This is a genomic window from bacterium, from assembly GCA_021372615.1.
Taxonomy (GTDB): Bacteria; Armatimonadota; Zipacnadia; order Zipacnadales; family UBA11051; genus JAJFUB01.
In genome coordinates this window covers 67,031-93,713 of the sequence record JAJFUB010000026.1, presented here as the reverse complement: position 1 = coordinate 93,713, position 26,683 = coordinate 67,031, and the positions used below count along the sequence as shown (strand labels likewise).

Here is a 26,683-nt window from a genome sequence, read left to right as displayed (position 1 = left end):
GACCTGTCCGTCAGCCACAACAAGCTGGGGGACGTGCGAGTGGCGCAGGGGGACCTGTCCGGGGCCCTAGAGGAGTATGAAGCCGACCTAGCGATTGCCCAGCGGCTGGCGGCGGCCGACCCGGGCAACGCCGCATGGCAGCGCGACCTAGCGGTGTCGTTCTACAAGCTGGCCGCCTTCCACAACGAGGCCAACCAGGAGGAGCAGGCCGTCGCCCGTTTTCTGGAGTGCCGCGAGATGCTGCGCGGGATGCGGGACCGAGGGATGCACCTCGACCCGCCGATGGTGGGGCTCTTGGAGCAACTGGAGGGGCTGGGCGGCTGAGGCTGGGGCGGAGACTGTGTCACTCGTGTTTCCCCGTCAGGTTTTGACATAACTATGATTCTCGGAACATGCGCCGGTCCCTCCCTTGAAGGCCTTCTGCCCCTCCTCCACGAACCCTCCCCCGTCCTATCCCGGCGGGCTGGAAGCCCGCACTGCGCTCCGTTCGCCATTACACCCTCTCCTGCGAGTTGCCATGACTGCCCACGAACTGCACCAACGCGCCATCATCATTGACGGACATAATGACTCTCTCGTGCTCAAGCGCGCCAATGGCGACCTGATGGACCTTGGGCCCTGGGCCGACGGGCGCGACGGGGGGCGCGCTTACCATGTGGACCTGCCGCGCCTGAAGCAGGCGCACCTGACGGCCTTCATGTGCTATGTCGGCTCCACCGACCTGACCGCCTCGCTCGAACTGTGGGACGCCGTCCACTGGCACGTCGAGACCTATCGCGATGACTTCATGCTGGCCCTGACTGCCGGCGACATCCGCCGGGCCAAGACCGAGGGCAAGGTGGCGTTCATCGGTCAGCTCGAGAGCTGCTCGGCGCTGCACCAGAGCCTGCGGGTGCTGGCGTTGCAGCACCGGCTGGGGCTGCGCGTGGCGAACCTGACCCACGGCGAGGGCCAGGCCCAGCACGAGCACGCCCTGCAGGGGGACAAGAGCCCCTTCGACTACACCGACGCCGCGGCCCGCGAAGCTGCCCGGCACGAGATGAAGGGTCTGACAGGCTTCGGGCGCGACCTGATCGCCGCCTGCAATGACCTGGGCATTATCGTGGACACCGCCCATGCCAATGACGCCACCTTCTACGAGGCCCTGGAGCTGTCGGCCAAGCCCTGCATCTTCTCCCATGGCTGTGTGTTCGCGGTGTGCCCGCACTGGCGCGGGCTGACCGACGACCAGATCAAGGCGCTGGCGGCTCGCGGCGGCGTCATGGGTGTAGCGTTCTACCGCAAGTTCATCCACCCCGAAGACCCGACTCTGGACCGGCTCATGGACCAGGTCGAGCATGTGGTCAACCTCGTCGGGCCGGACCACATCGGCTTCGGGGCGGACTATGACGGTCTGCCCGAGGGGTCTATCCCCATCCCGGCGCACGTGGGCGTGCTGGAGGAGTTCACCGAGGGGCTGATTGGTCGGGGCTTCGATGAAGAGACGATCCTGAAGATCCTGGGGGGCAACTTCCTGCGGGTGATAGCGGAGGTCTGCGGCCCGTGACCCATCGTGAGCGTATCCTCAAGGCCCTGCGCGCCGAGCCGGTAGACCGTCTGCCCTGGGTGCCGCGGCTGGACCTGTGGTACAACGCCCATCGCCACTGCGGCACGCTGCCGGCGCCGTGGCGCGATGCTTCCCTGCTGGACATCGTCGCCGATCTTGGCGTCGGCTTCCACGCCGTTACCCCCAACTTCATGGACACCGACGACCCGGACGAGGCCTGCGACCGCGCCCTCGGCCTGGACCATGTGAAGAACCAGCCCTACCTGCTGCGCTTCCGGCGGACGCAGCGGATTGTGCAGCGTGACGGCGACCGCACGCGCGTGATCTACCGCCACCCGCGCGGGGAGCTGTCGGCCGTGCTGCGCTACGATGAGGCGATGCGCCGGGCGGGGATCACGCTGCAGCATGTGCAGGAGCCGGTGGTCAAGTCGGTGGCTGACTACCCGGTGCTGGCGGCGATCTTCGAGGACCTCGTGGTCGAGGCGGACCAGTCGCGCTATCTGCAGCACCGCACGCACATCGGCGAGGCAGGGGTGGCCGTGGCCCTGGCGACGGTGGCGGCCTCGCCCGTGCACCACCTGCTCAAGGAAGTGGTGCCCTATGACCGGCTGTACTTCGACCTGTACGACCATCCGGACGTGATCGCCGACACGGCGCAAGCCATGGCGCCCTTCCAGGAGCAGGTCATCGCCGCCTGCGCGGTGAGCGACGCCGAAGTCGTGCTGTACGGCGCGAACTACGACCTCATGGTCACCCCTCCCCCCTTCTTCGAGCAGCACCTCGCGCCGTGGCTCAAGCGCGCGGCGGACAGGCTGCATGAGACGGGCAAGCTGCTGCTCACCCACACCGACGGGGAGAACCTGCAGCTCAATCGTTTCTACGTCGAGTGCGGCGTGGATGTGGCGGACTCGGTCTGCCCGGCGCCGATGACGAAGCTGACGCTGGCCGACTATCGGCGCGACTTCGGCACGCGGCCGGCGACCTGGGGCGGGCTATGCTCGGTGTGCGTGCTGCCCGAGAGCATGACGGACGCGCAGTTCGAGGCGCATGTGGATGACGCCATCGCCGCGGTCGGCGACGGCCGCGGGATCGTCTTCAGCCTCGCGGACACGACGCCGCCGGCGGCGTCGCTGGAGCGGATCAGGCGCATCGGGGACAAGCTGGCGGCGCGGTGATCGGCCGGCGGAACCTGCCGCGGGCGCAACTGTTATCTGTACTGGCGCACTGATCTCGGACGGGGGCAGCCATGCGTCGGTACTCGGCCACGGTCGCAACCGACCTGAAGCGCAACCTGCCGTGGGCTGTGGCCTCCGGCGCGGCGTGCGCGCTCCTCTTCTACCCCTTCGACTGTTGGCTCCTGGGGCCGTTGGCGCTAGTGCCGCTGCTGCTGGCGGTGCGGCGCACGGCCGCGGTACGCTCTGCGGCATACCTGGCGCTGGCCTGTGGCTGGGTCTTTGCGCTCATGTCATTGCGGTGGCTCTGGGCCATCTTCGGCACGGGGACGATCGCGGTCGCGGTGCTGATCGCCCTGCCCTGGGCCCTGTTCGGCGCGGCCTATCGTGCTCTCGCCCCCCGCCTCTGTCCGCTGGCCCTGGTGGCGCTGACTCCGGTGCTCTTCGTCGCCATGGAGTGGCTGCGCTGCCAGGGCTGGTACCTCCGCTTCTCATGGCTGCAGATCGGGAGCTGTTATGTCGCCTCGCAGGGCAGCCAGTCCACTTACCCGCTGGTGGGCATCTACGGCATGACCTTCCTGTCGGTCCTGGTCAGCGCGGCGGTAGCGGGGGCCGTCGTGCGGCCCCGACGCGACGCGCGGCTGCGGGGTCTGCTGGGCGCCGCGGGCCTGGTCGCCGCCATTGTGCTGCTGTTCCGTCTGGCCTGGGTCACGGGTCTGCAGCGGCATGTGGAGACCTACGACCGGGCGGTGAAGGTGCTACTGGTGCAGAGCGAGACGGAGGACCTCGAATGGCTCCTGACGACCACGCGGCAGTATGCGCCGACGCGGCCGCAGCTTGTGGTCTGGCCGGAGTTGGCGCTGGCCGACTACGTCGAGGACGACCCGGCGGCCCTGGGGCGGCTCGCGGGTCTCACGCGCACAATGCACACGACGCTCACCTTCGGCTGCAAGTCGCACGTGCCGGCGGGGGTGCGGTGCGACTGGCTGCGGCGGCGGGCGATGTGTCAGACCGATGGCGACATCTACTACAACAGCGCGCTGATCATGTCGCCGGAGGGGCATCTCATCGGGCGCTACCACAAGCGCCACCCGATCCAGTTCTTCGCCGATGGCGTGCCGGGCCCCGGCTACCCGGTCTTCGACACTCCGACCGGCCCGGTGGGCATCGGCATCTGCTATGACCTGGACTTCGCCGACACGGCGCTGAGCCTCACCCGCCACGGGGCGCAGTTGCTGGTGGTGCCGACGTTCGATGCGCGCGACTGGGGGCGAGTCCAGCAGATGCAGCATGCCCGGCTCGCGCAGGCCCGAGCGGCGGAGGTGAGTCGCTGTGTGGTGCGCCCGACGTCCTCGGGCGTCTCGCAGATCATCGCGCCGGGGGGCGAGCAGGTTACCTTCGTGCCAACGAGCGAGGCCAGCCAGATCACGGGGGTAGTGGCGTTGCGCTCGTTCGTCACGCCATACGTGCGTGGGGTGTGGCTATTGCCGTACGTGTGCGTGGGGATCAGCCTGCTGATGCTGGCCTGGGGGGCATGGCGGGCAGGCAGGCAGTCTGGCTCTGCGGCGAGCGGCTAGCCGCCCGGCTCCTCCCCCACCTCGTCGTCCTCCTCCGCCTCCGGCTGCCCCGTCGCCAGGCTGAACAGGTAGCCCAGGACAAACGTGGCGACACAGCCGATGGCGGCGTACCACAGGAAGGAGACCTTCGTCTCGAAGACAACGAAGGCGAGCAGCAGCGAGCCGAAGAAGGCGCCGAGCAGGGCCCCGCGCGAGGTGGTCCGCTTGGTCAGCATCCCCAGCAGGAACACCCCCAGCAGCGGACCGCCGAGCATCCCCATGATCTTGTTGGTGGCCTCGATCAACGTGCCCAGCAGCGGCATCAGGAAGGCCACCGCCGTGGCGAGGACGCCATAGACCAGGGTGAGCCACTTGGAGAGCTGGAGCAGGCGCTCCGGCTCGGGGTTGCGCTGCATGTTCCGCTGGTAGAAGTCCACGATGCTGGCGGTACTCAGGGCATTGATGCCCGAGGAGACGGTGGACATCGTGGCCGCGAAGATGGCGGCTACCAGCAGCCCCGGTAGTCCGTGCGGCAACTCGTTGACCACGAAGTACGGCAGGATGCGGTCCTTCTGCGCCAGGTCCGGCAGCCGGTCGGGATAGGTCTGATAGAAGGCGTACAGAATGGCGCCCATCAGGTAGAAGACGATAACCACCGGCAGGGTGATGATGAGCTTGAACCACAGCGACTTGCCGGCCTCGGCGCGGCTCTTGGCGGTCAGGTAGCGCTGCACGGAGATCTGATCGGTGCCCATCTGCACCAGGTTGTTGAACAGCCCGCCGATCAGCGCCCCCCAGAACGTCACCCGGACCGTCAGGCTCCAGTCGAAGTTCAGCCAGTTGAGCTTGCCAGCCGAGGCGGCGATGTCCCATGTCCCCGACAGGCCGCCGGGGATGCGGCTCATCGCGAACCAGCCGATGGCCACCTGCCCGCCGAAGAGCACGAAGAACTGCATGACATCGGTCCAGATGACGGCCTTCATGCCTCCGAGGGTGGTGTAGACCGTCGTCAGGATACCGATGACCGCAATCGAGAACCACAGGGGCAGGCCGGTCACGCTGGCCAGGGCCAGGGCGGGAGCGTAGATCGCCAGGGCCAGGTAGAAGACGACACGGATGATGAACATGGCCGAGGACCACGTGCGCACCTGCAAGTCGAAGCGGCGCTCGAGATACTCGTAGGCACTATAGAAGTTCGCTCGGTAGAAGCGCGGCAGGAAGACCAGGATGATGAGGGGCGTGGCGACGAAGAACGACAGCACGGTGACCGCGTAGGTCATGTCATAGTTGAAGACTTCGGTGGGGGCCCCCAGGTAGCTGATGCCCGAGAACAGGGCCGCGATGACCGAGATGGCCACCACGAACCAGTTCATGCTCTGCCCGGCCAGGAAGTAGTCCTTGACGGTCCGTTGCTCGCGGACGAACCACACGCCCAGCAAGACCGAAGCGGCCATGTACACGATCAGGACGACATAGTCAATCGGCGCCAGCGTGGCGGTCATGAAGGCTCCCTTGTTGTCCAGGCCGGTCCCGGCGTGTCAGGGCCGGGAAGGTGGCTCAGTCAGTGAAGCGCAGCGAGAACAGGTCCGCGTCCTTGAGGTTCACCCGCAGCCGCACCGTCTTGCCCGCCAGGCTGCTGACATCGCTGCCCTGCGCCCAACTCACCGTGTGGGCCAGTTCATTGCCGAACAGGATCTCGCTGTCACCCAGGCCGAAGCCCGGATAGGCTTCCCCGGCGTCGTCGCACAGTGCGAACTTCAGGCTGCCCGCGGCCGAGGTGGCGTAGTTGATCTCCAGCCGCTTGCCGGTGAACGTGAACGGCCGGGTCAGCATCTGCCCGCCGATCATGTCGGCATAGACGGAGGCGAAGCCATCGGTGCGGATGGTGTTGAGCATCAGCCGGGCCGACTGGTGTCGGTAGTGGTCGGTCGAGTAGATGCCGATCTCGCGCTCACTGAGGGGCACAAGCCCCCAGGCGATGTAGTTGTTGCGGTCGGTCCAGTTCTCCCAGTCGAGACTCGGGTAGATGAATGCCTCGCGCCAGCGCTCGAAGTGGATCATGTCCCGGCTGCTCATCAGCAGGGCGTCGTCCACGCCCGGCCCGGGGTGGCTCGCGACCTTCTTCCGGCTCTCCATGAGGCGGTTCGGGAAACCCAGGTGGAGGTGCGGGGCGCGGAAGTACGGCGTGATGGCGTTGGTATACAGGTGCTCCTTGGGCGCTTCGCCGTAGTCAAGCCACTGCGGCTCGGTCCAGGTGATGAAGTCCGGCGAGGTGGAGGTCATGATGTCTCGCACGCCGTCGCGGAAGCCCCGGTGGTACTCGACATAGAGCTTGCGCTCCGTGTCCCAGAAGGCCAGGTTCTGCGAGTCGAAGGCGCCCTTGGTGATGACAGGCTCCTCGCGCAGCTTCCGCCAACGATAGCCGTCCGCCGAGACGAAGGCGACCAGCGAGGCGTTCGGGCCGGCGCTGGCCAGGGCCTTGAAGCGCTGGTCGGCCGGGGCCTGCGGGTTGGTGTCCAGGAAGGGGGCAAAGTTGTGGGTCCCGGCGCCCATCCACACGATGCTGTTGTCCTTGTTGCCCGCCCACTCGTACAGGCCCAGCTTCGGCCGGGTGAAGTTCAGCCCGTCCTCGCTCTCGGCCACGCACGTCACCTCGTGGGTCCCCTCCTGCCCCGAGCCGCGGAAGTAGATGCGGATCTTGCCATCCACGGGCACAACCGCGAAGTAAGCGGAGGTCGGCCCCTCCCAGGGCTGGTCCAGTTGCAGCGCCACCCCGCGACGCTCCGGGTGATGCAGGCGCCGCACCGCGCTGCCCGACAGACTGTCCACCATGTACCCATCCACGAACAGTTCACGCCGCGACTCCAAGTTGACGACCTCCTTCTTGCCGATCGGCGCCGGGGGGATGCCGGTGCTCCCGGGCGCGGCGCCGCCGCTCACCGCCAGCGTCACGTCATCGGCATCAACCGCGCCCACATCGCCGATGTAGGCGTATAGCAGGACGCTGACGGTGGTCGCGTCAGCCGGTGCGGTGGTCTGCGCTTGCACCTGCACCCAGCCCTGTGTCGGCCCGGTGGCCCGTTGGTACAGATGGTGAACCCGAAAGCCTACGTCATCATAGAAGTTGAGGTACAGGCCGGGGGAACACTTGTCGGTGGTGCGGCACCAGGCAGAGGCCGTATAGACCCCCCCGGGCCGACAGGGCAGTCGGGTGCTCTCTACCGAGATGCCGGTCTTGGCGTCCGGATCGGCGAGACGCACATAGCGCTGCCCGGCGTGCCCGCCGTCGTCGCGAAGCGTGACGAGGGCCGGTGTGGAGATGGTCCAGCCTGTCGGCTGGCCGCCGGCAACGGTCTCGAAGTCAGGGTTAGGCAGCAGGTCCGCGCCGGCGCACCAGCCAGCCAGCAACAGCCCCATAGCGAGCGCAACAGCCCTGCGCATGGTCGCCCTCTCAGCCCTGGGCAACGGCCTGCTTCACCGCTGCGGCCACTGCCTCGATCTCCTCGTCAGTCATGTACGGGAACATCGGCAGCGTCAGGACCTCACGGCAGGCCCGCTCGGCCTCGGGGAAGGCGCCGGCCTGCAGCCCCAGGTAGCGGTAGGCTTCCTGCAGGTGGATCGGCACGGGATAGTGCAAGCCCGTGTCAATGCCTGCCTCCTTGAGTTGCACTGCCACGGCGTCGCGGTTGGGGCAGCGCACGACGTACAGGTGGTAGACGGGCTCGGCGTAGTCGGCCACGGCCGGCGTCTGTACGCTGTCGCGCAGGAGGCTCGCGTACCGCTTCGCCGCCAGGCGGCGCGAGGAGTTCCAGCCGTCCAGATGCGGCAGCTTCACCCCCAGAACGGCCGCCTGCAGTGTGTCCAGCCGGCGGTTGTACGCCAGGAACACATGCTCGTACTTCACACGCTGGCCGTAGTTCCGCAGCATCCGGACCCGCTCGGCCAGCTCGGCGTCATTGGTTGTGAGCGCCCCGCCATCGCCGAAGCAGCCGAGGTTCTTGGCCGGGTAGAAGCTGAAGGCCGCGGCATGACCGAGGCTGCCGCAGCGCTTCCCCTTGTAGCGCGCGCCGTGCGCCTGGCACGAGTCCTCGAGTACCTTCAGGCCGTGCTTGCGGGCCACGGCCATGATCGGGTCCATGTCGGCCGGCTGCCCGTACAGATGCACGGGCACGATGGCCTTCGTCCGCGGCGTAATGGCTGCCTCGAGTTGCGCCGTGTCGAGGGTGTACGTTGCCGGGTCAATGTCCACAAAGACCGGCGTCGCCCCCGTGAAGGCGATGCCGGAAGCGCTGGCAATGAACGAGTTGGGGGCGGTGATGACCTCGTCCCCCTCCCCAATCCCCCAGCCGCGCAGGGCCAGTTCCAGCGCCGAGCTGCCGTTGTCCAGACCGATGCAGTGCTCCGCCTCGCAGTACTCCGCGAAGGCCTGCTCGAACTGCGTGACTTCATCGCCGAGAATGTAGGCATTCCGGCGGATGACCTCCTCCATGGCCTGCCGGAGCTGCGGCAGCAGGGGGTCGTGCATGCGCGATAGATCCATGAAGGGGACTCGCATCGGCTATACCTCCGCCTCGATGTTGACCGGCGCGCCATCTTGCCTGGCCGAGGCCTCCGCCGCTTCAAGGATGGCGCAGATGCGGTAGCCGTCCCGCACGTCCGAGAGCGGCTGCTGCCTGGTCTGGATGGACTTGAGGAACTCCATGCACTGCTCCTTGAGTGGCTCCTTGGGCGGGATGAAGGGGATGACGCTCTCCCCGGCATGGGTGACAAGCTGGAACTCACCGAAGGTGGAGTAGGAGGGCACTTCCAGCAGCGCCCGCTGGACGATCCGCACCGTCTCCCCCACATTCATGTCATCGAACCGCACCAGCGCATTGGTGCCGATGACGTCCACCTCGCGCCGCTTCTGCGGGTCCACCCAGCTCACATGGATGTTGACCAGCTCGCCGCCGGGGAAGGTGAGCGTGATGAAGGCGACATCGCCGGGGGAGTTCTGCAGGTAGTAGCCCATCGTCGCCGAGACGCGCGCCGGCATCCCGTTGAACAGGTGCAGCGCGATGGAGACGTCATGGGGCGCCAGGTCCCAGATGACCGACACGTCCTTGCGGACCGGGCCCAGGTTGGTGCGGACACAGTGCAGATACCGGGTCGTCCCGAGTGTCCCCTCGTACATCAGCTCCCGCACGCGGTTGATCCCTGGATGGAAGCGGAAGATGTGGCCGACCATGAAGATCTGCCCGTCGGCCAGGGGGTACTGGGCCAGCTCCAGTGCCGCTGCCGCGGAGTTCGCGAGGGGCTTCTCGATCAGTACGTGCTTGCCTGCTTGCAGGCAAGCCATCCCGATCTCGTGGTGGGTCGAGGCCGGTGTGGCCACGACGACGCCGTCAATCTCCCCCTCGGCCAGAAGCTCCCGGTAGTCCTCGTACAGCTTCAGGTCGGCGAAGCGCTGCTGCAGCGTCGCCCGGGCGTCCGCGCGCGGGTCGGCCACGGCCACCATCTGCGCTGCGTCCAACTCTCGGAAGTTGCGGACGTAGTTGGGGCCCCAGTGGCCCGCCCCGATGACACCAATGCGTATCATGGTCTGCTCCCTATCCAGTCTGTGGGGCAGCGCGGCCGCTTCCCCTTGGCCCGTACAGCCGCCGACCAGGCATTTCCCCGCGGGTGTGCGCCTGCCCTGCTTGCCGGAGGCAAGGACCCATTTGCGCCAGGAAGCCCCAGGAGCGCGTCTTGGTGTCCCGAGCGGCCCCGGGGCTCAGCCCCGATTCAGCCTATCTCGTGCAGGACGAGCCGGGTGGGCGACCCCGTGACTTCCGCCAGCGCCCCCTCGATCTCCGCCTGCCGGGCGACCAGGCGGTTCCGCAGATGTCCAGGGACCAGCAGCACCGCCAACCCGTTTTCTATATTCTTCAAGTAGCTCATCGCCATGGCCAGCGACCACTGGTCGCGCTCGCGCAGTCGCGCCTGCGCGTCCTGCCATATTCTGTCCACATTTTGTTCGATTCCCAGCGTCTGCAGCTTCGCGTCACGCTGGCGGCGCAACTCCTCGGCACTCCGCTCGCGCTCCCGTTCGCTGACCTCCTCGGCCAGCAGCCGGCGCTGCGCCTGGCGTTCGTCGTCCTGGGCGCCCAGAGGCGCCATTTCCTCCCGGGCTGGCAGCCGATACCGACCGCGGACGGCCGCCACCAGCCAGGCCGCGACGCTCTCATGGGGTGTCCAGCCCTGCTGCAGGCGCTCGGACACATGCTCCATAAGCTGCTCGATCTCCAGATGGTCATGCTCGCGCAGCAGCTTGCTGGCCGTATGGTGGTGGACGCCCAGGTCCTTGAGTTGCTCATACAGGTCGCGACGGCCGTAAGCCGGATCCCGATAGGGAGGAACAACAACAGGGGGCTGTCCCGGCGCAGGCGCAGGAGGGCCGCCCATCGGCTGGCCGGACCCCTGTTGTTGTCTGACTGATTCTTGTAGAACTGAGTCTTGTGGGGTACCCGTGGTAACCGGGGGTAGTGTAGCGGGGTACCTACCGTGGTTACCCGCGGTAACTACCCCCTCGCGGAACCGTAGGGTGTAGACATTGATCTGGTTCTCGCCGCGGTCGTCCAGGCGCCGGTGCACGTTGATGATGCCCTTGCCCAGCAGGCCCTTGATGCCGCCGATGACCCCCTTGCGGCTCATGCCGGTGCCGTGGTCCAGGATTCGGCCGTCGCGGGCAGTGATGCCCTCGGTGAGCTGTTTGAGGGAGATGGCGTCGGCGTGCTTGCCGAAGCCGAAGGTGCGCCGGACGATGTAGAGCAGAACGCGGAGTTCGGCTTCGGAGAGGCGGGGGGCGAGGACGTCGAACACGTCGTCAGGGACGAAGGTGCCGTTGGGGGTGGAGAAGCCCTCGTAGAAGAAGTTCCGGTCGTCGGATCGTGTGCTGCCGGCCAACTGCCGATCTCCCGGAGGGGCGGTATGGGGCCCCCTGAGTGCGTGACAGCCCGCGGATGCGCCATCTCGCGAACCCTTGTCGCAATAATGAGACAAGGGATACTGGCCCTAAAAAAAACCCATGTTCAGGCGGTACCTGGTGGGCTCATTGCCCTGATCTTCGCTGCGCTGGCGCTCGGCGATGATGACGCGCCGCCGCCGCAGGCTCGCCAACGCCCGGCAGAGCGTGGCCTTGCTCATCCCCACTCCCGGCGCCAGGGGATAGCCCTCGGCGTCGGTGACGCCCTCCATCATCTGCCGTAGGGAGATCTCCGCTTCCGGCCGCCGCGAACCGAAGGTGCAGCGGATGAGGAAGAGCAGCACCCGCAGCTCCGCCAGGCCCAACAGGGGCAGCAGTTCATCGAAGAGCTGATCTGGCACCGGGGTCGAAGTGCCCGCCGTAAAGCCACGAAACGGCTCCAAGCAGATCTCTCCTTGCGCGGACGGCCCTCTCCCCTACTCGCCTAGCCGATCCCCGCCGCCGGCACGGCTGCGGCCTCGCTGCTGTCTACATGGCTGTGGCTGGCCATCCAGGCAATGACTTCATCGCGGTCGTAGCGGACCACGCTGCCGATCTTGATGTACGGCAAGCCCCAGAGGCGGCGGAAGTTGTAGACGGTCTGGTGATTGACCCCCAGGAAGTCCTTCAGCTCATCGAGGTTCATGTATTTGCGGTCCATGGGGCCCTCGTCGCAGGAGAATCGTCAGCGGCGCCGAACACGGATTCTATATGGGTCTGCATGAGACGCAAGGGTGCCAGCCGGGAGGGCGCCACTCCGCAAACCGGGTCCACCCCTGTCTAGGTGCTGGCAGCTAAGTCTATACAAGCATAGACTCAAACGACATCCCACGTCAAGGGGTAGAATCCCCTCCCCGCAGCTCCCCGTAACACGGCCCTCGCACACTGCAAACGAAGGCGCCCCTGTCTTGCCGACAAGGGCGCCTTGTGGACCGCTGGCCGTCCCTCCCCTACCCCAGGATCGCCTTGAGATCCTCCTCGGGCGTGCTGATCGGCTTGAGGCCGAAGGTGTCCACGAGGACGTTGAGCACCGGCGGGGTCACGAAGGCCGGCAGGCTGGGGCCGAGCCGTATGTTCTGGATGCCCAGATGGAGCAGTGTCAGCAGGATGCAGACCGCCTTCTGCTCGTACCACGACAGGATGAGCGATAGCGGCAGGTCGTTGACGCCCACCCCAAAGGCCTCGGCCAGCGCCACTGCGATCTTGATGGCCGAGTAGGCGTCATTGCACTGGCCGATGTCCAGCAGCCGCGGCACACCGCCAATGTCGCCGAAGTCGAGCTTGTTGAAGCGGTACTTGCCGCAGGCCAGGGTCAGGATGACGCAGTCATCGGGCACCGCCTGCGCGAACTCGGTGTAGTAGTTCCGGCCCGGCTTGGCGCCGTCACAGCCACCGATGAGGAAGAAGTGGCGGATGGCGCCGCTCTTGACCGCGTCAATGACCACGGGGGCCACGCCCAGGACAGCGTTGTGGCCGAAGCCCACCACGATCGTCTTCTCCTCAGCATCCTCGGTGAAGCCCGGGGCGGCCAGGGCCGCCGCGATCACCGGCGCAAAGTCCTTGCTGCCGTCCGCTGGCGCGGAGATGTGCGTCACGCCGGGCCAGGCCACCAGCCCGGTGGTGAAGATGCGGCCCGCGTAGCCGTCCTTGGGCTTCTGGATGCAGTTGGTCGTCATCAGGATCGCGCCGGGGAACTCGTCGAATTCCCTGCGCTGGTCCTGCCACGCCCCGCCGTAGTTGCCCGCCAGGTGGGCGTACTTCTTCAGACCGGGGTAGCCGTGGGCGGGCAGCATCTCGCCGTGGGTATAGATGTTGATCCCCTTCCCCTCAGTCTGCTGCAGGAGCATCTCGAGGTCCTTCAGGTCATGCCCGGACACGAGGATCGCCTTGCCCCTGATCGGGGTGACGCGGACCGGCGTGGGCTCGGGGTTGCCGTAGGCGCCGGTGTTGGCGGCATCCAGCAGCTCCATGACGCGCAGGTTGACCTCACCGCACTTGAGCGCGGCGCCGACCAGGGCGTCCACATCCGTCGGCCCGTCTGCCAGGAAGCTCAGGGCTTCGTGGAAGTACGCATAGACGGCGTCGTCCTCCTGGCCGAGGAGCTGGGCGTGGTCCGCGTAGGCCGCGGTGCCCTTCAGGCCGAAGGTGAGCAGGAACTGCAAGCCGGTAATGTCCGGCCCGTTCTGGGCGCGGTAGGTCTCGATGCCCACGCCTTCGCCCTGCCGGACGAGGCCGGCGAGATCGGTCGCCGGCTGCCACGCCGCGGCCGCGGCGAGCACCTCGGACTGCTCGGGCTGCTGGCCCGCCTTCTGGCAGGCATCCTCGTAGAGGCGCATGGCCTGGTCGCGTATGTCCGCAGCCTTCTGGAGCAGCTCCTGCAGGCGCTGCGGGTCGAAGTTCACATTTGTGACCGTGCTGAACAGCGCCTCGGTCACGAACACGTCTACGGCATGGTTCTTGGCGCCGAGCTGCCGCGCCCGGTGGGCGAATGCCGAGATGCACTTGGCGGCGTACACCAGCAGGTCCTGGAGCGCCGCGGTCTCGGGATCCTTGCCGCAGACCCCCGACAGCGTGCACCCCGTGCCCTTGGCTGTTTGCTCACACTGATAGCAGAACATGGTCCTAACCCCTTTCGTGGGAGGTGTCTTGAGGCGGCGGCCAGCGCCCCGCCAGGTGTCCCAGCTAGATAGCCACGACATCGGCCTCGCCGGCGGCTTCGTAGAAGTCGGCGAAGTGGCCGATCGTGACCCCATCAATCATCTTGTCGGTCATGTCGCGGGCCTCCTGGGAGCACTCGCAGACCGTCACCTTCACGCCCTGCTCGCGGATCGCCCGCTCAATCTTCGCGGCACTCTCGGTGCCGCGGAGCAGGAAGTAGACCCCGTCTTCGCAGAAGTGCAGGGCCGTGACGTGGCGGCCATGGATGCCGGCGGCGACGGTGTTGAGCAGACACCCACCGACCAGCTCCTGTGTCGCCGTGCCCTTGATGATGTACGCAACTTGCCTCATGGTCATACCCCTTCCTGTTGGCTGCGGCGGTTAGCCGTGGATGAGCGGCGGCAGGCAGCGGACGCAGACCCACTGGCTCCGGCCCTGGTAGCGGCAGGGGAAGAGCACGGCCGAACGCTCGTCGCTGCCGCAGCGAAAGCACTGCTCGTTGATGATCTGCTCGGCACGGGCGGCCATCTGCTCGTGGGCGGCCTGCGGGTCGAACGCCTCGGCCTCGCGCTCCTCGATCTGCAGGGCGCCGGTGGGGCATACGCCCAGGCAGAAGCCGGCACCGTCGCATAGTTGTTCCTTGAGGACCCTCGCCTTGCCGTCCGCCAGCTCGATGGCGCCCTCGGCGCACGGTGTGACGCAGGCGCCGCAGCCGTTGCACTTCTCCTCGTCAATCTTCACGATCTTCCGTGTGATCCTGGCCATCCCAGACTCCCTTCTCCTCTCCCCTACCGGGTGAGGAAGATGCGTTGTACCGCGCCGCAGACCTCGGCCTGGACATCCTCCGCCGGCAGGTCAACGAGCTTCCGCTGCATGAAGAAGACCGTGCGCATCAGGAGCCCGATCATCATGGCGGCGCCCAGGTGGGGATCAAGGCGGCGCAACCGCCCTGCCGCGATCCCCTGCTCAATGACCCGCACGAAGACGTCCTTGGGCAGTGGCTGGTCCGGCGGCAGCTCCCCGACACTCTCGTGATGGCGCGCCATGACGTACTCGTACGCTTCCGGCCGCATCTCGGCGAAGCCCAGGAACCCGCGGACCAGGCCGCAGAGCTGCGCGGCGGGGTCGCTGGCGTCACTCACGGCCGCGTCGAGGTGCTCGTACAACATGCGGGCACACTCGGCGAAGAGCGACTGGGCGAGGGGACCCTTGCCGGGGAAGTGGCGGTACAGCGCGCCCTCGGTGACACCGGCCGCATCGGCGATGTCGCGCACGGAGGTGCCGCGAATCCCCTTCTCCGCGAAGAGACGGAGGGCGGCGGTAGTCAGTTCATCTCGCTTACTGTGGTGTCGGGTGTGTTCCATAGCTGACTCTGGGCACGTGTGAGTAAACGTTTACTTACATAACCATTATATACTTCTGCGGGACCGTGTCAAGACCCCTTGTGCCCGACTGAGGCGATTTCTTTCTGTTGACGACAGGTCCCGGAAAGGGGCACACTTCCCGTGGTAGCTCCGGGCCCTCGACACGGTGCCTGCGGTGGAAACCCGGCCGGGGGCCAGAGCGTTCTTGAGAGCAGCGATTGACCAACGGGAGGATGACATGAAGGGCGTGATACTGGTCGGCGGGCTGGGGACGCGATTGGCCCCGATGACACGGGTGACCAACAAGCACCTGCTTCCCGTGGGCCGCTTCCCGATGGTGTACTACCCGCTGCACGCCCTGTGCGAGGCCGGCATCGCAGAGGTCATCCTGATAACCGGCGGCAACAGCCCGGGAGCTTTCCTGGAGCTGCTGCATGATGGCAGCGAGTTTGGGCTCAAGACGCTATACTATGCCTACCAGTTTGCGCCCCGCGGGATTGCCGATGCCTTACGTCTGGCGCAGGCGTTCGTGGACGACGACGACTGCCTGGTCATGTTGGGCGACAACGTCGTAGACTCGAGCCTGCGACCCTTTGTGGACAACTTCCGGCAGCAGGGCGGCGGCGCGCGCATCCTGCTGACCGAGGTACCTGACCCCGAACGCTTCGGTGTCCCGGCTTTCGACGAACAGGGGAACATCAGTCGGCTGGTGGAGAAGCCCGCCGACCCGCCCTCGCAGTATGCAGTGATGGGTGTGTACACGTACGACCGACGCCTGTGGGAGATACTGCCCACGCTGCAGCTGTCCGAGCGCGGGCAGTACGAGATCACAGATGTGAACAACATCTACCTGCAGGAGGGACGCCTGCGGTACGATGTCTTCGCGGGCAACTGGTCGGACGCCGGCACGCCCGAGAGCCTGCACCGCGCCAGCCAGATCGCCTGGGCCAGCGAGTTCCTGCCCCACCCGGGGCAGAGCGAGTAGGGGCCGTCAGGACAGGCGTCAACACACACCGGAAGATGAGGAGCGTCGCCTTGAGGAAGCTGCAGGTCCCGCTGACAATCGCTGCACTGCTGCTGGTGGTCCTGGGGATGAACACTGTCGCCGACATGCGCCAGCAGCAGGCCAAAGCGCGCGCCAAGGAGGTCGAAAAGGTCCGGCAGCAGGCCGAGATGGCTGCCGCGGCAGCCAAGGGCGACGCCTCCGGGCACTCCGGCCAGGGCGCTCAGAACGAGGCCTTCAAGCTGCCGCCCAGCAGCGGGCCCGCGAAGGCGCCGGTCAAGGTGGAGATCTTCGTCAACAACGCCAACTCGTGCCACCAGGCCAGCATAGCCCTCAAGGAGATCCAGAGCGTCTACGGCAATCTGGTGCGGGTCGAGTGGCTCTCCATGACTGACCCGAAGGTGACCGACCGGTCCGACCGCTTGAACATCGGGTGCGAGGCGGGCCTGGTGATCAACGGGAAGGTGGAGAACGAGGTCATCAAGAACGGCGGGAAGGCACTGGTATCGTTCCGCGGGCCCGTCGGCGACAAGTACAAGCTGAGCGATGTATACCGGGCCGTCAACCAGGCGCTGCAGGAGAAGGGCAAGAAGCCGCCGGTGGCGGCGGTGGCCAAGAGCCAGCTCTAGCGGCCCAGAGCCGTCAAGGGGAAACACTCACGACAGGCCCGGCGGGCCTGTCGTGGCGTTCTACCATGCGCGCCGCCGGCGCTAGACGGCGCAGAGCTTGTAGCCAAAGGCGCGGACGGTCCGGACTCGTTCTGGCCGGCGCGGATCGCGCTCGATCTTGCTCCGCAGGTTCGCCACATGCACCTCGACCAGGTGCGTGTCGTACTGGTCATACCCCCACACCGCGCGCAGCAGCTCCTCGCGGCTGAAGACCTTGCCGGGCCGCTCGGCCAGCGTGCGCAGCAGCGTGAACTCCGTCTTCGTCAGGCTCAGGGGTGTGCCGTCCACAATCACTTCGGCGGCCTCGGAGTTGATCTCCAGTCCGCCCACCTTGAGCTTGCCCTCAGTCTCCGGCAGCCCGACGCCGGGTCCGCTGCGGCGCAGCACGGCCTTCACCCGCGCGACCAGCTCATCGAGGCTGCACGGCTTGGTGATGTAGTCGTCAGCGCCCAGTTCGAGGCCGACGATGCGGTTGACCTCTTCCCCCATGGCCGTCAGCATGATGATGGGCACGCGGGACTTGCGCCGAATCTGCTGGCAGATGGTCATGCCGTCAATGTCCGGCAGGCGCAGGTCGAGGAGGATCAAGTCCGGGCTGGCCTCCTCGATCAGCTTGAACGCCTCCTTGCCGTTGGCGGCGCTGATGGCCTTGAAGCTGTGATGCCCCAGCTTCTCGCAGACTACGTCGCGCACCGCAGGCTCGTCATCAACCACCAACACGAGGGGCTGCTGCATACTCATGCGTCGGCACCCCTTTCTTCGGGACTCGAACTAACAGCGTGGTCCGTGGTGCACACATGGCCATCTCGCCAGCCATGGTCAGTTTCCGGGTAGACAACCGATACTACTTTCCCATCGCGCCGAAGACATCCTTCATGCTCAGGATGCCAGGCCCCATGATGATCACGAAAAGGGCTGGGAAAATGCAGAAGATGAGCGGGAACAGAAGCTTGGTGCCGAGCACGGCGGCCTGCTCCCGGATCTTCATCGAGCGCTTGCTGCGGAGGGCATCGGAATGGGCGCGCAAGGCCTTGGCGATGCTCACGCCCAGCTCCTCCGCCTGGTAGAGGGCGGCCACCAGCGCCGTCAGCTCCTCCACCTGCGCGCGGTCAGCCATGTCCTGCCACGCCTCACGGCGCCGCTTCCCCAGCCGGATCTCGAGCAGAGCGCGCTCGAACTCGTCCACCAGCGGGCCTTCCTTGCGCAAGACGACCTCTGCCAGCGCGCCGTCGAGGCCCATGCCCGCTTCGGCGCTGACGACCAGCAAGTCCAGGGTGTCGGGCAGAGCCTTGCGGATCGCCGTCTGGCGGGTCTTGATGCGGCTCCCGAGCAGGTAGTCCGGCATCATGCTGGCCATGAACAGGAGCAGTAGTGGGATGAGCATGCGCATCATCGGCTGGGCATCGGCCAGGACGCGCGTGTAGAAGAAGACACCTATCCCGACCCCGAAGAGCATCCCGGCGCTCCGCAGCAACAAGAAGAGCGGCTCGCTCATCCCGGGGGGGTTGCCGGCGGCATTGAGGTTCTTACGGACCGTCTCGATCATGCCCTGGGGCGCCACGCTCAGCAGAACCCGATTCGCACTCTTCACGACCGGCTTGAGCACCCGGTCATAGAAGGGCATCTGCAACTGGCGCGACACGACCGACTGCGACATCTCGGACACGGGCCGGGCGGACTGCAGCTCCTCGATGCGCTGGGTGATGCGCTGCTGACGGGTGCTGGTCGTCAGCCCGAAGATGAGCGCCGCAATGCAGACGAAGAGCATGATGACAACGACGATGGCGGTAACCATGGTTTGTCGTCACATTCCCTACAGGTCTATCTCGAGCATCTTCTTGATGATCAGAACGCCGGTGAGCATCATCCCACCAGCCACACCCAAAAGCATCAGCCCCAGGGTGCTATGGAACAGCGGCGAGATGTAGCCGGGGCTGACGACGTTGATGAGGAAGGCCATCCCGAACGGCATCCCGCCCAGAATGCCGGCCGAGAGACGACCCTCCGCCGTCGCCGCGGCAATCTCGCCCGCGAGACGCACGCGCTCGCGGATCATCGAGGAGATGTTGTCCATGATCTCGGCCAGGTTACCACCGATCGAGAGTTGGGTCTGGACGGCGGAGATGACCAGCTCCAGATCGTAGTTGGCCGTGCGCTCCACAATGTGCTGCAAGGCGTTCTCAAGCGTTTGCCCCAGGCGGACCTCGTCAATGGCGCGCTCGAATTCCTCCGTGATCGGTGGCGCCATCTGCGTCACCACGACCTGCAGACCACGCAGGAACGAGTGTCCCGAACGCAGCGACGAAGCGAGCAGGTCCAGCGCATCAGGGAGCTGGTTGCTGATACGGCGCTGGCGCTGGCCCTGCTTGGACTTCATGTGCATGTGCGGCGCGAAGGCCCCCAGGCCGGCCAGGCCGACGCCGAAGGCCCAGTGATTCCCCAACTGCCAGCCCACGACGAAGCCGGTCACGGCGCAGATGGCCGTGATGATGAGGAACTCGGAGGGGCGCAGCAGCAGACCGCCGCGCAACAGTTCGGCCTGCAGCCTCCGCCCTATCTCGCTGCGCTGCAGGATGCCGGTGAGCAGGGGGGCCGGGTCGGGCACCTTCGCCTTCTTGCGCCGTGTGGAGGACCCGGTCGCCATCTGGGGCCGGCCCTCCTTGAGTTCCTGCAACCGGCGCGTACGGGCGTTGCTGGCCGACAGCATGGCGGTGAACAGCACCATCATGCCGCCCGAGACCCCCGCGAAGGCCAGCACAACCATGATGATGGTGGTTACGTTCACGGCCAACACTCCTTGCGGTACCGTGTGGCGATCCGTGCCGCCCGCCGTCCGCGCCTAACGGTTCGGCTCGAAGATCTCGGCCCCCAACTGCAGCCCCTCGGCCTCCAGCTTCTCCATGAAGAGCGGCCGGATGCCGCGCGGTGTGTGCTCACCGATGATGCGGCCTTCCTTGTCAAAGCCGTGCCGCTTGAAGACGAAGATGTCCTGGAGGACGATCTCCTCCATCTCCATGCGCTGCACTTCGGTGACATGCGTGACGCGGCGGGAGCCGTCGCGCAGGCGCTCCTGGTGAACGATCAGGTCCAGGGCCGAGGACACCTGCTCACGGATGGCGTGCGTGGGCAGTGCCATGCCTGCCATGAGCACCATGGTTTCCAGGCGGGATAGGGTATCACGCGGGCTGTTGGAGTGGACGGTGCTAAGCGACCCGTCATGCCCGGTGTTCATCGCCTGCAGCATGTCCAGGGCCTCGGCGCCGCGGCACTCACCGACCACGATCCGTTCCGGGCGCATGCGCAGGGCGTTACGGACCAAGTGCCGGATCGTGATCTCCCCCTTGCCTTCCAGATTGGGCGGCCGACTCTCCAGCGTAATGACATGCTCCTGCTGGAGCCGCAACTCGGCCGCGTCCTCGATCGTCACGATGCGTTCGTCGTGGGGGATGAAGCCGGACAGGACGTTGAGCGTCGTCGTCTTGCCCGAGCCGGTGCCCCCAGAGACCATGATGTTCAGGCGCGCGGTAACGCAGGCTTCCAGGAACCGGGCCATGGACTCGGACATCGTGCCGAAGTTCACCAGGTCGCGGGGCTTGAGGGGCTCCACGGAGAACTTGCGGATCGTGACGCACGGTCCGTTGATCGAGATAGGAGGGATGATGGCGTTAACACGGGAGCCGTCGGGGAGGCGTGCGTCCACCATCGGCATGGACTCATCGAGGCGGCGGCCGAGGGGGGCAATGATCTTCTCGATGATGCGCATGACGTGCGCGTCATCCACGAAGCGCTTGCCCACCCGATGGAGCTTGCCGCTGCGCTCCACGTAGATGCTCTCCGGACCGTTGATCATGACCTCGGAGATGGAGGGGTCGTCCAGGAGGGTCTGGATGGGGCCGTAGCCCATGACCTCATTGAGTACCTCGGCCTGGACCTGCTCCTTGGCTCGGGCGGACAGCGAGAGGTTGCGCTCCTCCCCCACCAGTTGCGTCAGGAAGCGGATCTGCTCGACCAGGTCCTCCTGGCCCATCGTCTGCAGCAGGCGGAAGTCCGTCTCCGTCAGCAGCCGCTGATGGACCAGCAGCTTCAGGTCGTCGAGGATCTCCGCCTCAGTCGCAGAGATGCCCAGGGCGGCGGCCGTTTCGCGAATGACATCGAGTGGCGGTTTGGGCAAGGTAAACACCTACAGCTTGTCGGCAGGATGTACGTCCCCGGATGCCACAGCCGGTGGTACCGGCCCTACGGCTAGACGGCCACACCCTCCAGCAAGCGCGCCATCAGCTTCTGCAGCGCTTGTGTCACCGGCGCGTTCGGGCTGGTGAGCACAAAGGGTTTGCCCTCGTTGTACGATCCCATCGCCGTCTGCGGATCGTCGGGCAGTTGCGACACGACCTGGAAACCTGTCGCCTCCTCAAGGTCCCGCACCGTGAACTGGTTCCCGCGCGACACCCGGTTGGCCAGCAGATGGATCCGCTCCTTGGGAATGTGCGTGGCCATGATGGCCTCCAGCAGCGCCGTCGTGTCGCGTAGAGTCGCCAGGTCGATGGTGTTGCTGACGATCACGATCTCGTTGCAGCGCGACATGATATAGGTGCTGGCGGTCCAGAGCACGGGCGGCATGTCGAAGAATACAAAGCGGTACTTCAGGCGCAACAGGCCGCACAACTCGGCCAGGTGCGGCACATCAATCGAGGTAAGGACCTGTGACTGGCCCTTGCCCACCCCCGCGAGCACCCGCAGGCCCGTCTCGTGCTTGGCCAGATGGGTCTCCACCAGGTCCGGGTCCAGCGCGCCGTAGTTGACCAGGTCGCCGATGTTGTTCTCCGGCCGCAGGTCCAGGGCCAGGGCCACATCGCCGAACTGGCCGTAGAAATCCACCAACACCACCTGACCGGGGAAACGCCTGGCAAAGAGTACGGCCAGGTTCGCAGCGATAGTAGTCTTGCCGACCCCGCCCTTGGCGGAGGTGATGGCCACGGTCACCGGCAGCCGCGCCGGATCGGTCACGATGGCGTACTCGTCTGACTGCTTGACCTTGCGCAGTTGGGCCAACTGCGTGACAAGCTGCCCCAGGCTCGCCGCCGGGGTGTCGCGCTTGATAACCGCGCGCGCCCCCGCCCGCATGCCCTTCTCGGTGGCAGTATGCAGGTCGCCGTCGCATAGGACCACGCAGACCGAGTCCGGGGCGGCAGCCGTAGCCAGCCGACAGGCCTCGTATCCGTCCAGGCCCGGCATGCTCTCGTCGATGAACAGCAGATCGGGGCGGAGCTGTGCAGCTAGCTGCGCGACCTCGAGGCCATCGCGCGCATAGCCTACCACCTCGACCTGCTCCTGGCCGCTGACCTGGTTGATCAGCTCACTGCGCAGGCCTTCCGCCGTCCCCGGGTTCACCTCAGAGATGACTACCTTGATCATCGTTCACAGGCCTGGCTCCGCCCCAGAGCGGAGCGCGGGCGGATCGAGACTCACTCCCTGAACCGAACGGCCGGAGCAGACGCTATTGCGCAGGCTGCGCCGGGGCCGGCGTGCGTTGTGCCGGGGCGATCAATCCGCCTTGCGGCGTGGCCGAGGCCGGGATGGCCACCGGCCCGGTCACAATCTGCGGCGTGACGAGAATGACCAGCTCGCTGTCGCCAGTCTGGAACTCCTTATGCCGGAACAGCTCTCCCAGTATGGGCAGATCGCCCAGAATCGGGATCTTGGTCACGATCTTGGACTCCTCCCGCTGGATCAGCCCGCCCACGACGAGCGTGCCGCCATTCTCGACCGTGACCGTCGTGCTGGCCTTGCGCTGACGCATGGCCGGGAGGGAGAACCCACTGATCGTGACGGCATTCGAGTAGTCCAGCGAGCTAACTTCCGGCGCCACCTTCAGACTGATCTTCTCGCTGCCCTCCAGAATGGTTGGCTGCACCTGCATGAGCACGCCGTAAGGCTTCCACTCGACGGAGATGGCCCCTCCTGCTCCCGAGGTGCCGCCCGTCTGAGAGATCGGAACGGGGATCTCCCCGCCCACGGTGATCATGGCCGACCCCCCATCGTCCACCAGCAGGTTCGGCTCCGACAGCACACGGGCGGCGTTCTTTTCGCGAAGCATGTCCAGTTGGGCCCCGATCGGCACGACATTGCCCGCATCGCCGGTCCCGTTCATGAAGGCGCCCAGGGCCTGCACCACCCACGGCTGATCCACGAACTTGACGGCGTCCTCCTCAACCGACAGCTGGCCCCAGGTGACGCCCAGGCGCTTCAGGTCGCCCTTGTTGATGTCCACCACGCGCACCTGGATCAGGACCTGGCGCTTCTCCTGCAGAGCCACACGCAGTAGGTCAAGAGTCTTGTACCCAACCGGGTACGCCTTCACAATGTCCCGCATGCGCGTTAGCTCAGCTTCATTGCCGACCAGGCCCTCAATGGCAATGGTCTCCGCATCGAGCGACCGGACGGTGACCTTGTTGCCCACGACGCTCTGCAGGCTGGCCACGGCACGGTTGATGTCCGGCTTGCCCACGCGCACGAGGTTGACGATGGTGGCCTGGTCCTTGAAGGCCTCGAGTATCTTGTTAAGGTCCTCTAGCTGCTCGGCGGAGGCGACTGTTCCCTCCACCGCCACCGTCCGCCCAGCCACCTGCCAGACCCGGAAGTCCTTGCCCAGGGCCTGGGTGATGCGCGCCACAGGAGGCTCGGCGGCACCTTCCTGGTATTCGAGCAGATCCACGACCTTGACACGCGGGTCGGAGATGGCCAGCAGCAGCTTGTGCGCCTGCGCCAGCTTCTCCCGGTCGCCCAGACCGCCACGCACGATCAGCGTGGTGTTGTTCCAGACGGTGTACTCGACCGTGTCACCGAGGATCTTGGCCAGCCCGGCCGCCACTGCCGCCGCGGCGCCGGCGGCATCGTCACCCTCCGTGCGAACCAGGTCCACGATCTGCACGTTTTCGCGGCCGGACGCGGAGATGATGTCGTGGGCACGCTGCGCGGCAGCGCCGGACAACACACCCTCGATGACCACCGTCCGCTCCCCGGCCGTCGCATAGCTCAGCCGGTTACCCAGGACCGCCCTGAGGTCCAGGACGAGCGCCTCGGCTGGGCTGCAGCCCGCCACGGTGACGGCGATCTGGTGCATGCCCAGTCGGTCCCACACGTACACGATGGTGTCCCCGGCCTTCTTGCCGTAGATGGACAAGTCATCGAGTGAGCCGACCACGACCTCGACCAGGTCGGGCTCCACCACCTGCACGCGCTTCATGCGCTGGAAGTGCAGCAGCGCGCTGCGACCGGTGGGAACGGTTAGGGCCCGGGTGCTGGTCGGCGACAGGCCGCCGGCCTGAACCACGGCCGTCGCCAGCAGCCAGAGCATCGCCCCCAGGACGACGGCGGACCATACTAAGCGACGATTGTGTGAGGTGCATTGTAGCATCGTGCGGGCTCCCCTCTGCCGTTCGGCCGGCAGGGCGTAGTGCGATGAATGGTGTAGTGACCGAGCCACGTGACGATCCGACTGACTGGACGGCATGTCAAAGAAACGCAACGCCATCGCGCCACCGAATGGTTACTACGGGACAACGATCTCGCGAGCGCTCCCCCGCACCACTTCCACGTACGGCTGCTTGGGCAGCTTCGGGCCGGCTTGTGGAGCCTGCCCGGCTCCCGCAGTGCGCACGGGCGCTGGCGCTGGCGCCGGAGCGGTAGCTGCCGGGGGCTGGGGCGAAGCGGCGGAGGCCGACGGTGCCCCCTGGGTTGTGGTCGGCGTTGCGCCGGGCTTCGGGACCTGCCCTACCATCGACCAACTGTTGGCCGGCGCCAGCGGGAGGACCGAGCGGTCGCCCTTGCCGCGCAGCGTCAAGCGGAGGTCGCCGGCCTGGTCAGCGGTGAGGATCAGTTGGGCCTGGGCGGGTGTGAGTGCGAGCGTGACCGGCGTCTCGGTCTTCCGCGGCGGCGGCGCTTCCTTCGTGGTCTCGCCGGTCTCCTCGGTCGTTGTGGCGGGCGGGGCGGACGTGATCGTCTGGCCGATGGCCAGCACCACCACATCCTGCACCAGCGTCCGCACCACGGCCTGGTTGTCCTGCCGGAAGGCCGTCAGCACATCGACGTGGTCGAGAGGCTTGATGAAGTCACCGACGGTGCCAACCACATCCAGGGACACCGCCATACCCCGCAAGCCCGGGTTAAGAGCCCAGGCCATGCCCAGCCTGACGTCCCGTTCCCGGATCTGCTCGACGCGTACCGGCTGCCCCCCGGGCAGCTCCATCACCGCGACGCGTCCCTGCAGAGTCTGGGCATCGGTGACGATGTTCGGCGTGAGCTGCTCCTTGGGCTGTTCCCCCAATTGGAACATCGCCGCCTGCAGCTCAGTCCCCGCCTTGATGGTGGCGATCGGCACCGGAATCTGGACCGTCTCCGGTGCCTTGGCCTTGGGCTTGTTCTGCTGACCGATGAACATCCAGGCGAAGAGAGCTGCCAATAGCCCAGCGATCAGGGCAATAGCCAAAGCGGCCTGCCTCGTGAGTCGCATCTCCGGTCACGCTCCTTGCTGCGAAGTATGGTGCAATGGTGGAGGGGGATTCCCAGGCAGAAGAGGCGCCAAAGGGTAGACCCGGCCAAGGTCTACCGGCGGCCGTCTTCAGCCGGCTGGTTATCCCGCCAACCGGTAGCTGAACAGTCCTACGTCATCCGAGAGGGGCTCAATGCCCGCCCCGGGCAGCGTGTACCTGATGAAGCGCCCGTCAATGTGCTTCGGGTTGCCGCTGGAGTCCGCAAAATCCAGCCAGAACGCGCCGAACTTCTCAATCTGGAATGTCGCACCGGACCCCGTGCCTGATACGTAGGTCACCAACGGCACGATGACGATACGTGGGTTATTGGCGCTGCAGTTGTCCCAGGTCTCCCCGGCCCAGCCAGCCTGGGCGCGCGTGATGCGCGACTCCAGGCCATTCACCCACTGCCCTACCGATAACCCCGGGTAGCCAGTGACATAGTCGCCTATGTCGCAGAACAGAGCTTCGGTGTCGGCATCCGACAGCGGTATGCCGGATAGGACGTCAACCCACGAGGCCTCTACCTCGGAGGGGAGCGCCAGCCAGCCGAAGTTGCCAGGGATCTCGGCGTAGCACGGCCCATCGGCCATCAGCAGGTTCTGATACTCCCCATACTTGTACTCGGTGGGGTGAGAGACCCAGAGCGGCGCGATGGGGCAACCGCCCACCGGGGCGCGGACAGCCGTCGCCCGACGGGTGATCTGCTTCTCCGTGAGTCCGACGGCCCGGCCAAAGGTGTAGGGCACGGTGACATGGGTCGTGACCCGGATCGCCTTGGCGGCCCAGCCAAGCCACCCATAGTCCGGAACATAGGTGTACGGCGCGAAGTACCGGATGTCAGAGAGCGCGCTGTCCGCCACATACGTACAGGTGATGGCAAAGCCCTGGTTGGACTGGTTATTGGCGGCCACGCACTGCTGGGCCGCCACGATGGCGTCGGCCGGCACGCGCAAGAGCGAACCGCCGGCGAAGGCAGCGGCATCCGCGACATCCTGAGCGCGCTGGGCTGCCATCATCACCCGCCCGACATCCACCGATAGAGCCGCCACGCCCAGGAGGGCCGTCAGCCCCACGGCGACCATGGCGGCGACATAGCCCCGCGCGCGGCGTGCCCCGGAGAACAGCCGCTTCCCACGACCGCGATGGCGGTGGGGTGCGCTCAGGGCGGCGCCTCTGTCTGGCCGATCCATCAGTCCATGGTTC

General features: G+C 66.3%; 24 protein-coding genes and 1 pseudogene. 6 read left to right on the top strand and 19 right to left on the bottom strand.

Features of this window, described 5'->3' with window-relative positions:
- The 4 genes from LLH23_04415 to LLH23_04400 all read left to right on the top strand — a co-directional run.
- Window positions 1-324, top strand: a 324-nt coding sequence (locus LLH23_04415; GenBank protein MCE5237717.1) for a hypothetical protein, incomplete at its 5' end; no start/stop codon positions are given.
- Window positions 325-517: 193 nt separating this feature from the next.
- Window positions 518-1,546 (top strand): dipeptidase, encoded by a 1,029-nt coding sequence (locus tag LLH23_04410; GenBank protein MCE5237716.1) that lies wholly within the window; start codon window positions 518-520, stop codon window positions 1,544-1,546.
- Window positions 1,543-2,721, top strand: coding sequence for a hypothetical protein (locus tag LLH23_04405; GenBank protein ID MCE5237715.1), 1,179 nt, complete (start codon window positions 1,543-1,545; stop codon window positions 2,719-2,721). Before LLH23_04410 ends, LLH23_04405 begins: the two co-directional genes overlap by 4 nt.
- 71 nt (window positions 2,722-2,792) lie before the next feature.
- Entirely contained in the window at window positions 2,793-4,295 is a 1,503-nt protein-coding gene (locus LLH23_04400; GenBank protein MCE5237714.1) for a hypothetical protein, read from the top strand.
- On the opposite strand, the gene LLH23_04395 is transcribed toward LLH23_04400, so the two are convergent.
- The 11 genes and pseudogenes from LLH23_04395 to LLH23_04345 all read right to left on the bottom strand — a co-directional run bounded on the left by LLH23_04395 (window position 4,292) and on the right by LLH23_04345 (window position 15,278).
- Window positions 4,292-5,776 carry a sodium:solute symporter gene (locus tag LLH23_04395; protein ID MCE5237713.1) on the bottom strand — a complete coding sequence of 495 codons (1,485 nt, stop codon included), beginning with the start codon at window positions 5,774-5,776 and terminating at the stop codon, window positions 4,292-4,294. The genes LLH23_04400 and LLH23_04395 overlap by 4 nt on opposite strands.
- A 55-nt stretch (window positions 5,777-5,831) precedes the next feature.
- The gene (locus tag LLH23_04390) at window positions 5,832-7,715 is read right to left on the bottom strand and encodes a hypothetical protein (GenBank protein ID MCE5237712.1); all 1,884 of its coding nucleotides are present in this window, start codon (window positions 7,713-7,715) and stop codon (window positions 5,832-5,834) included.
- 10 nt (window positions 7,716-7,725) lie between these two features.
- Window positions 7,726-8,829, bottom strand: coding sequence for a DegT/DnrJ/EryC1/StrS family aminotransferase (locus LLH23_04385; protein ID MCE5237711.1), 1,104 nt, complete (start codon window positions 8,827-8,829; stop codon window positions 7,726-7,728).
- A 3-nt stretch (window positions 8,830-8,832) separates the two neighbouring features.
- The gene (locus LLH23_04380; protein MCE5237710.1) at window positions 8,833-9,852 is read right to left on the bottom strand and encodes a Gfo/Idh/MocA family oxidoreductase; all 1,020 of its coding nucleotides are present in this window, start codon (window positions 9,850-9,852) and stop codon (window positions 8,833-8,835) included.
- Between the two features lie 185 nt (window positions 9,853-10,037).
- Window positions 10,038-11,198 (bottom strand): replication protein, encoded by a 1,161-nt coding sequence (locus tag LLH23_04375; GenBank protein ID MCE5237709.1) that lies wholly within the window; start codon window positions 11,196-11,198, stop codon window positions 10,038-10,040.
- Window positions 11,199-11,306: 108 nt separating this feature from the next.
- Window positions 11,307-11,660: a hypothetical protein gene (locus tag LLH23_04370; GenBank protein MCE5237708.1), complete on the bottom strand. Its 354-nt coding sequence runs from the start codon at window positions 11,658-11,660 to the stop codon at window positions 11,307-11,309.
- 41 nt (window positions 11,661-11,701) lie between these two features.
- Complete coding sequence (locus LLH23_04365) at window positions 11,702-11,917, bottom strand: helix-turn-helix domain-containing protein (GenBank protein MCE5237707.1); 216 nt, start codon at window positions 11,915-11,917, stop codon at window positions 11,702-11,704.
- Between the two features lie 289 nt (window positions 11,918-12,206).
- The gene (gene hcp / locus LLH23_04360) at window positions 12,207-13,874 is read right to left on the bottom strand and encodes a hydroxylamine reductase (GenBank protein MCE5237706.1); all 1,668 of its coding nucleotides are present in this window, start codon (window positions 13,872-13,874) and stop codon (window positions 12,207-12,209) included.
- Between the two features lie 64 nt (window positions 13,875-13,938).
- Entirely contained in the window at window positions 13,939-14,265 is a 327-nt protein-coding gene (locus LLH23_04355; GenBank protein ID MCE5237705.1) for a DsrE family protein, read from the bottom strand.
- A 30-nt stretch (window positions 14,266-14,295) separates the two neighbouring features.
- Window positions 14,296-14,679 (bottom strand): 4Fe-4S binding protein, encoded by a 384-nt coding sequence (locus tag LLH23_04350; protein ID MCE5237704.1) that lies wholly within the window; start codon window positions 14,677-14,679, stop codon window positions 14,296-14,298.
- Window positions 14,680-15,131: 452 nt separating this feature from the next.
- Window positions 15,132-15,278 (bottom strand): annotated as a pseudogene (locus LLH23_04345) (TetR/AcrR family transcriptional regulator).
- A gap of 238 nt (window positions 15,279-15,516) precedes the next feature.
- Here LLH23_04345 and LLH23_04340 point away from each other — a divergent pair.
- Both LLH23_04340 and LLH23_04335 read left to right on the top strand, forming a co-directional pair.
- Window positions 15,517-16,263 carry an NTP transferase domain-containing protein gene (locus LLH23_04340; GenBank protein MCE5237703.1) on the top strand — a complete coding sequence of 249 codons (747 nt, stop codon included), beginning with the start codon at window positions 15,517-15,519 and terminating at the stop codon, window positions 16,261-16,263.
- Between the two features lie 50 nt (window positions 16,264-16,313).
- Window positions 16,314-16,910: a hypothetical protein gene (locus tag LLH23_04335; GenBank protein ID MCE5237702.1), complete on the top strand. Its 597-nt coding sequence runs from the start codon at window positions 16,314-16,316 to the stop codon at window positions 16,908-16,910.
- Window positions 16,911-16,991: 81 nt separating this feature from the next.
- Here the strand turns inward: LLH23_04335 and LLH23_04330 are convergent, their stop codons facing one another.
- From LLH23_04330 to LLH23_04295, 8 genes are all read right to left on the bottom strand, one after another.
- The gene (locus tag LLH23_04330; GenBank protein MCE5237701.1) at window positions 16,992-17,690 is read right to left on the bottom strand and encodes a response regulator transcription factor; all 699 of its coding nucleotides are present in this window, start codon (window positions 17,688-17,690) and stop codon (window positions 16,992-16,994) included.
- Between the two features lie 103 nt (window positions 17,691-17,793).
- Window positions 17,794-18,744, bottom strand: coding sequence for a type II secretion system F family protein (locus tag LLH23_04325; GenBank protein MCE5237700.1), 951 nt, complete (start codon window positions 18,742-18,744; stop codon window positions 17,794-17,796).
- Between the two features lie 18 nt (window positions 18,745-18,762).
- Window positions 18,763-19,734, bottom strand: coding sequence for a type II secretion system F family protein (locus LLH23_04320; protein ID MCE5237699.1), 972 nt, complete (start codon window positions 19,732-19,734; stop codon window positions 18,763-18,765).
- 54 nt (window positions 19,735-19,788) lie between these two features.
- Window positions 19,789-21,120 carry a CpaF family protein gene (locus tag LLH23_04315; protein ID MCE5237698.1) on the bottom strand — a complete coding sequence of 444 codons (1,332 nt, stop codon included), beginning with the start codon at window positions 21,118-21,120 and terminating at the stop codon, window positions 19,789-19,791.
- Window positions 21,121-21,191: 71 nt separating this feature from the next.
- Window positions 21,192-22,361: an AAA family ATPase gene (locus LLH23_04310; GenBank protein MCE5237697.1), complete on the bottom strand. Its 1,170-nt coding sequence runs from the start codon at window positions 22,359-22,361 to the stop codon at window positions 21,192-21,194.
- A gap of 82 nt (window positions 22,362-22,443) precedes the next feature.
- Window positions 22,444-24,363, bottom strand: coding sequence for a pilus assembly protein N-terminal domain-containing protein (locus tag LLH23_04305; GenBank protein ID MCE5237696.1), 1,920 nt, complete (start codon window positions 24,361-24,363; stop codon window positions 22,444-22,446).
- Between the two features lie 135 nt (window positions 24,364-24,498).
- Window positions 24,499-25,458, bottom strand: a complete 960-nt coding sequence (cpaB, locus tag LLH23_04300; GenBank protein ID MCE5237695.1) for a Flp pilus assembly protein CpaB — start codon at window positions 25,456-25,458, stop codon at window positions 24,499-24,501.
- Window positions 25,459-25,578: 120 nt separating this feature from the next.
- Window positions 25,579-26,670: a pilus assembly protein TadG-related protein gene (locus LLH23_04295; protein MCE5237694.1), complete on the bottom strand. Its 1,092-nt coding sequence runs from the start codon at window positions 26,668-26,670 to the stop codon at window positions 25,579-25,581.
- Window positions 26,671-26,683 lie beyond the last annotated feature (13 nt).

What these genes read in the sequence shown, in the direction of transcription:
- cpaB (MCE5237695.1), bottom strand. Translation starts at nt 25,458, where the DNA reads ATGCGACTCACGAGGCAGGCCGCTTTGGCTATTGCCCTGATCGCTGGG.
- LLH23_04310 (MCE5237697.1), bottom strand. Translation starts at nt 22,361, where the DNA reads ATGATCAAGGTAGTCATCTCTGAGGTGAACCCGGGGACGGCGGAAGGC.
- LLH23_04390 (MCE5237712.1), bottom strand. Translation starts at nt 7,715, where the DNA reads ATGCGCAGGGCTGTTGCGCTCGCTATGGGGCTGTTGCTGGCTGGCTGG.
- hcp (MCE5237706.1), bottom strand. Translation starts at nt 13,874, where the DNA reads ATGTTCTGCTATCAGTGTGAGCAAACAGCCAAGGGCACGGGGTGCACG.
- LLH23_04330 (MCE5237701.1), bottom strand. Translation starts at nt 17,690, where the DNA reads ATGAGTATGCAGCAGCCCCTCGTGTTGGTGGTTGATGACGAGCCTGCG.
- LLH23_04295 (MCE5237694.1), bottom strand. Translation starts at nt 26,670, where the DNA reads ATGGATCGGCCAGACAGAGGCGCCGCCCTGAGCGCACCCCACCGCCAT.
- LLH23_04410 (MCE5237716.1), top strand. Translation starts at nt 518, where the DNA reads ATGACTGCCCACGAACTGCACCAACGCGCCATCATCATTGACGGACAT.
- LLH23_04355 (MCE5237705.1), bottom strand. Translation starts at nt 14,265, where the DNA reads ATGAGGCAAGTTGCGTACATCATCAAGGGCACGGCGACACAGGAGCTG.
- LLH23_04400 (MCE5237714.1), top strand. Translation starts at nt 2,793, where the DNA reads ATGCGTCGGTACTCGGCCACGGTCGCAACCGACCTGAAGCGCAACCTG.
- LLH23_04385 (MCE5237711.1), bottom strand. Translation starts at nt 8,829, where the DNA reads ATGCGAGTCCCCTTCATGGATCTATCGCGCATGCACGACCCCCTGCTG.
- LLH23_04325 (MCE5237700.1), bottom strand. Translation starts at nt 18,744, where the DNA reads ATGGTTACCGCCATCGTCGTTGTCATCATGCTCTTCGTCTGCATTGCG.
- LLH23_04340 (MCE5237703.1), top strand. Translation starts at nt 15,517, where the DNA reads ATGAAGGGCGTGATACTGGTCGGCGGGCTGGGGACGCGATTGGCCCCG.
- LLH23_04380 (MCE5237710.1), bottom strand. Translation starts at nt 9,852, where the DNA reads ATGATACGCATTGGTGTCATCGGGGCGGGCCACTGGGGCCCCAACTAC.
- LLH23_04365 (MCE5237707.1), bottom strand. Translation starts at nt 11,917, where the DNA reads ATGGACCGCAAATACATGAACCTCGATGAGCTGAAGGACTTCCTGGGG.
- LLH23_04350 (MCE5237704.1), bottom strand. Translation starts at nt 14,679, where the DNA reads ATGGCCAGGATCACACGGAAGATCGTGAAGATTGACGAGGAGAAGTGC.
- LLH23_04395 (MCE5237713.1), bottom strand. Translation starts at nt 5,776, where the DNA reads ATGACCGCCACGCTGGCGCCGATTGACTATGTCGTCCTGATCGTGTAC.
- LLH23_04305 (MCE5237696.1), bottom strand. Translation starts at nt 24,363, where the DNA reads ATGCTACAATGCACCTCACACAATCGTCGCTTAGTATGGTCCGCCGTC.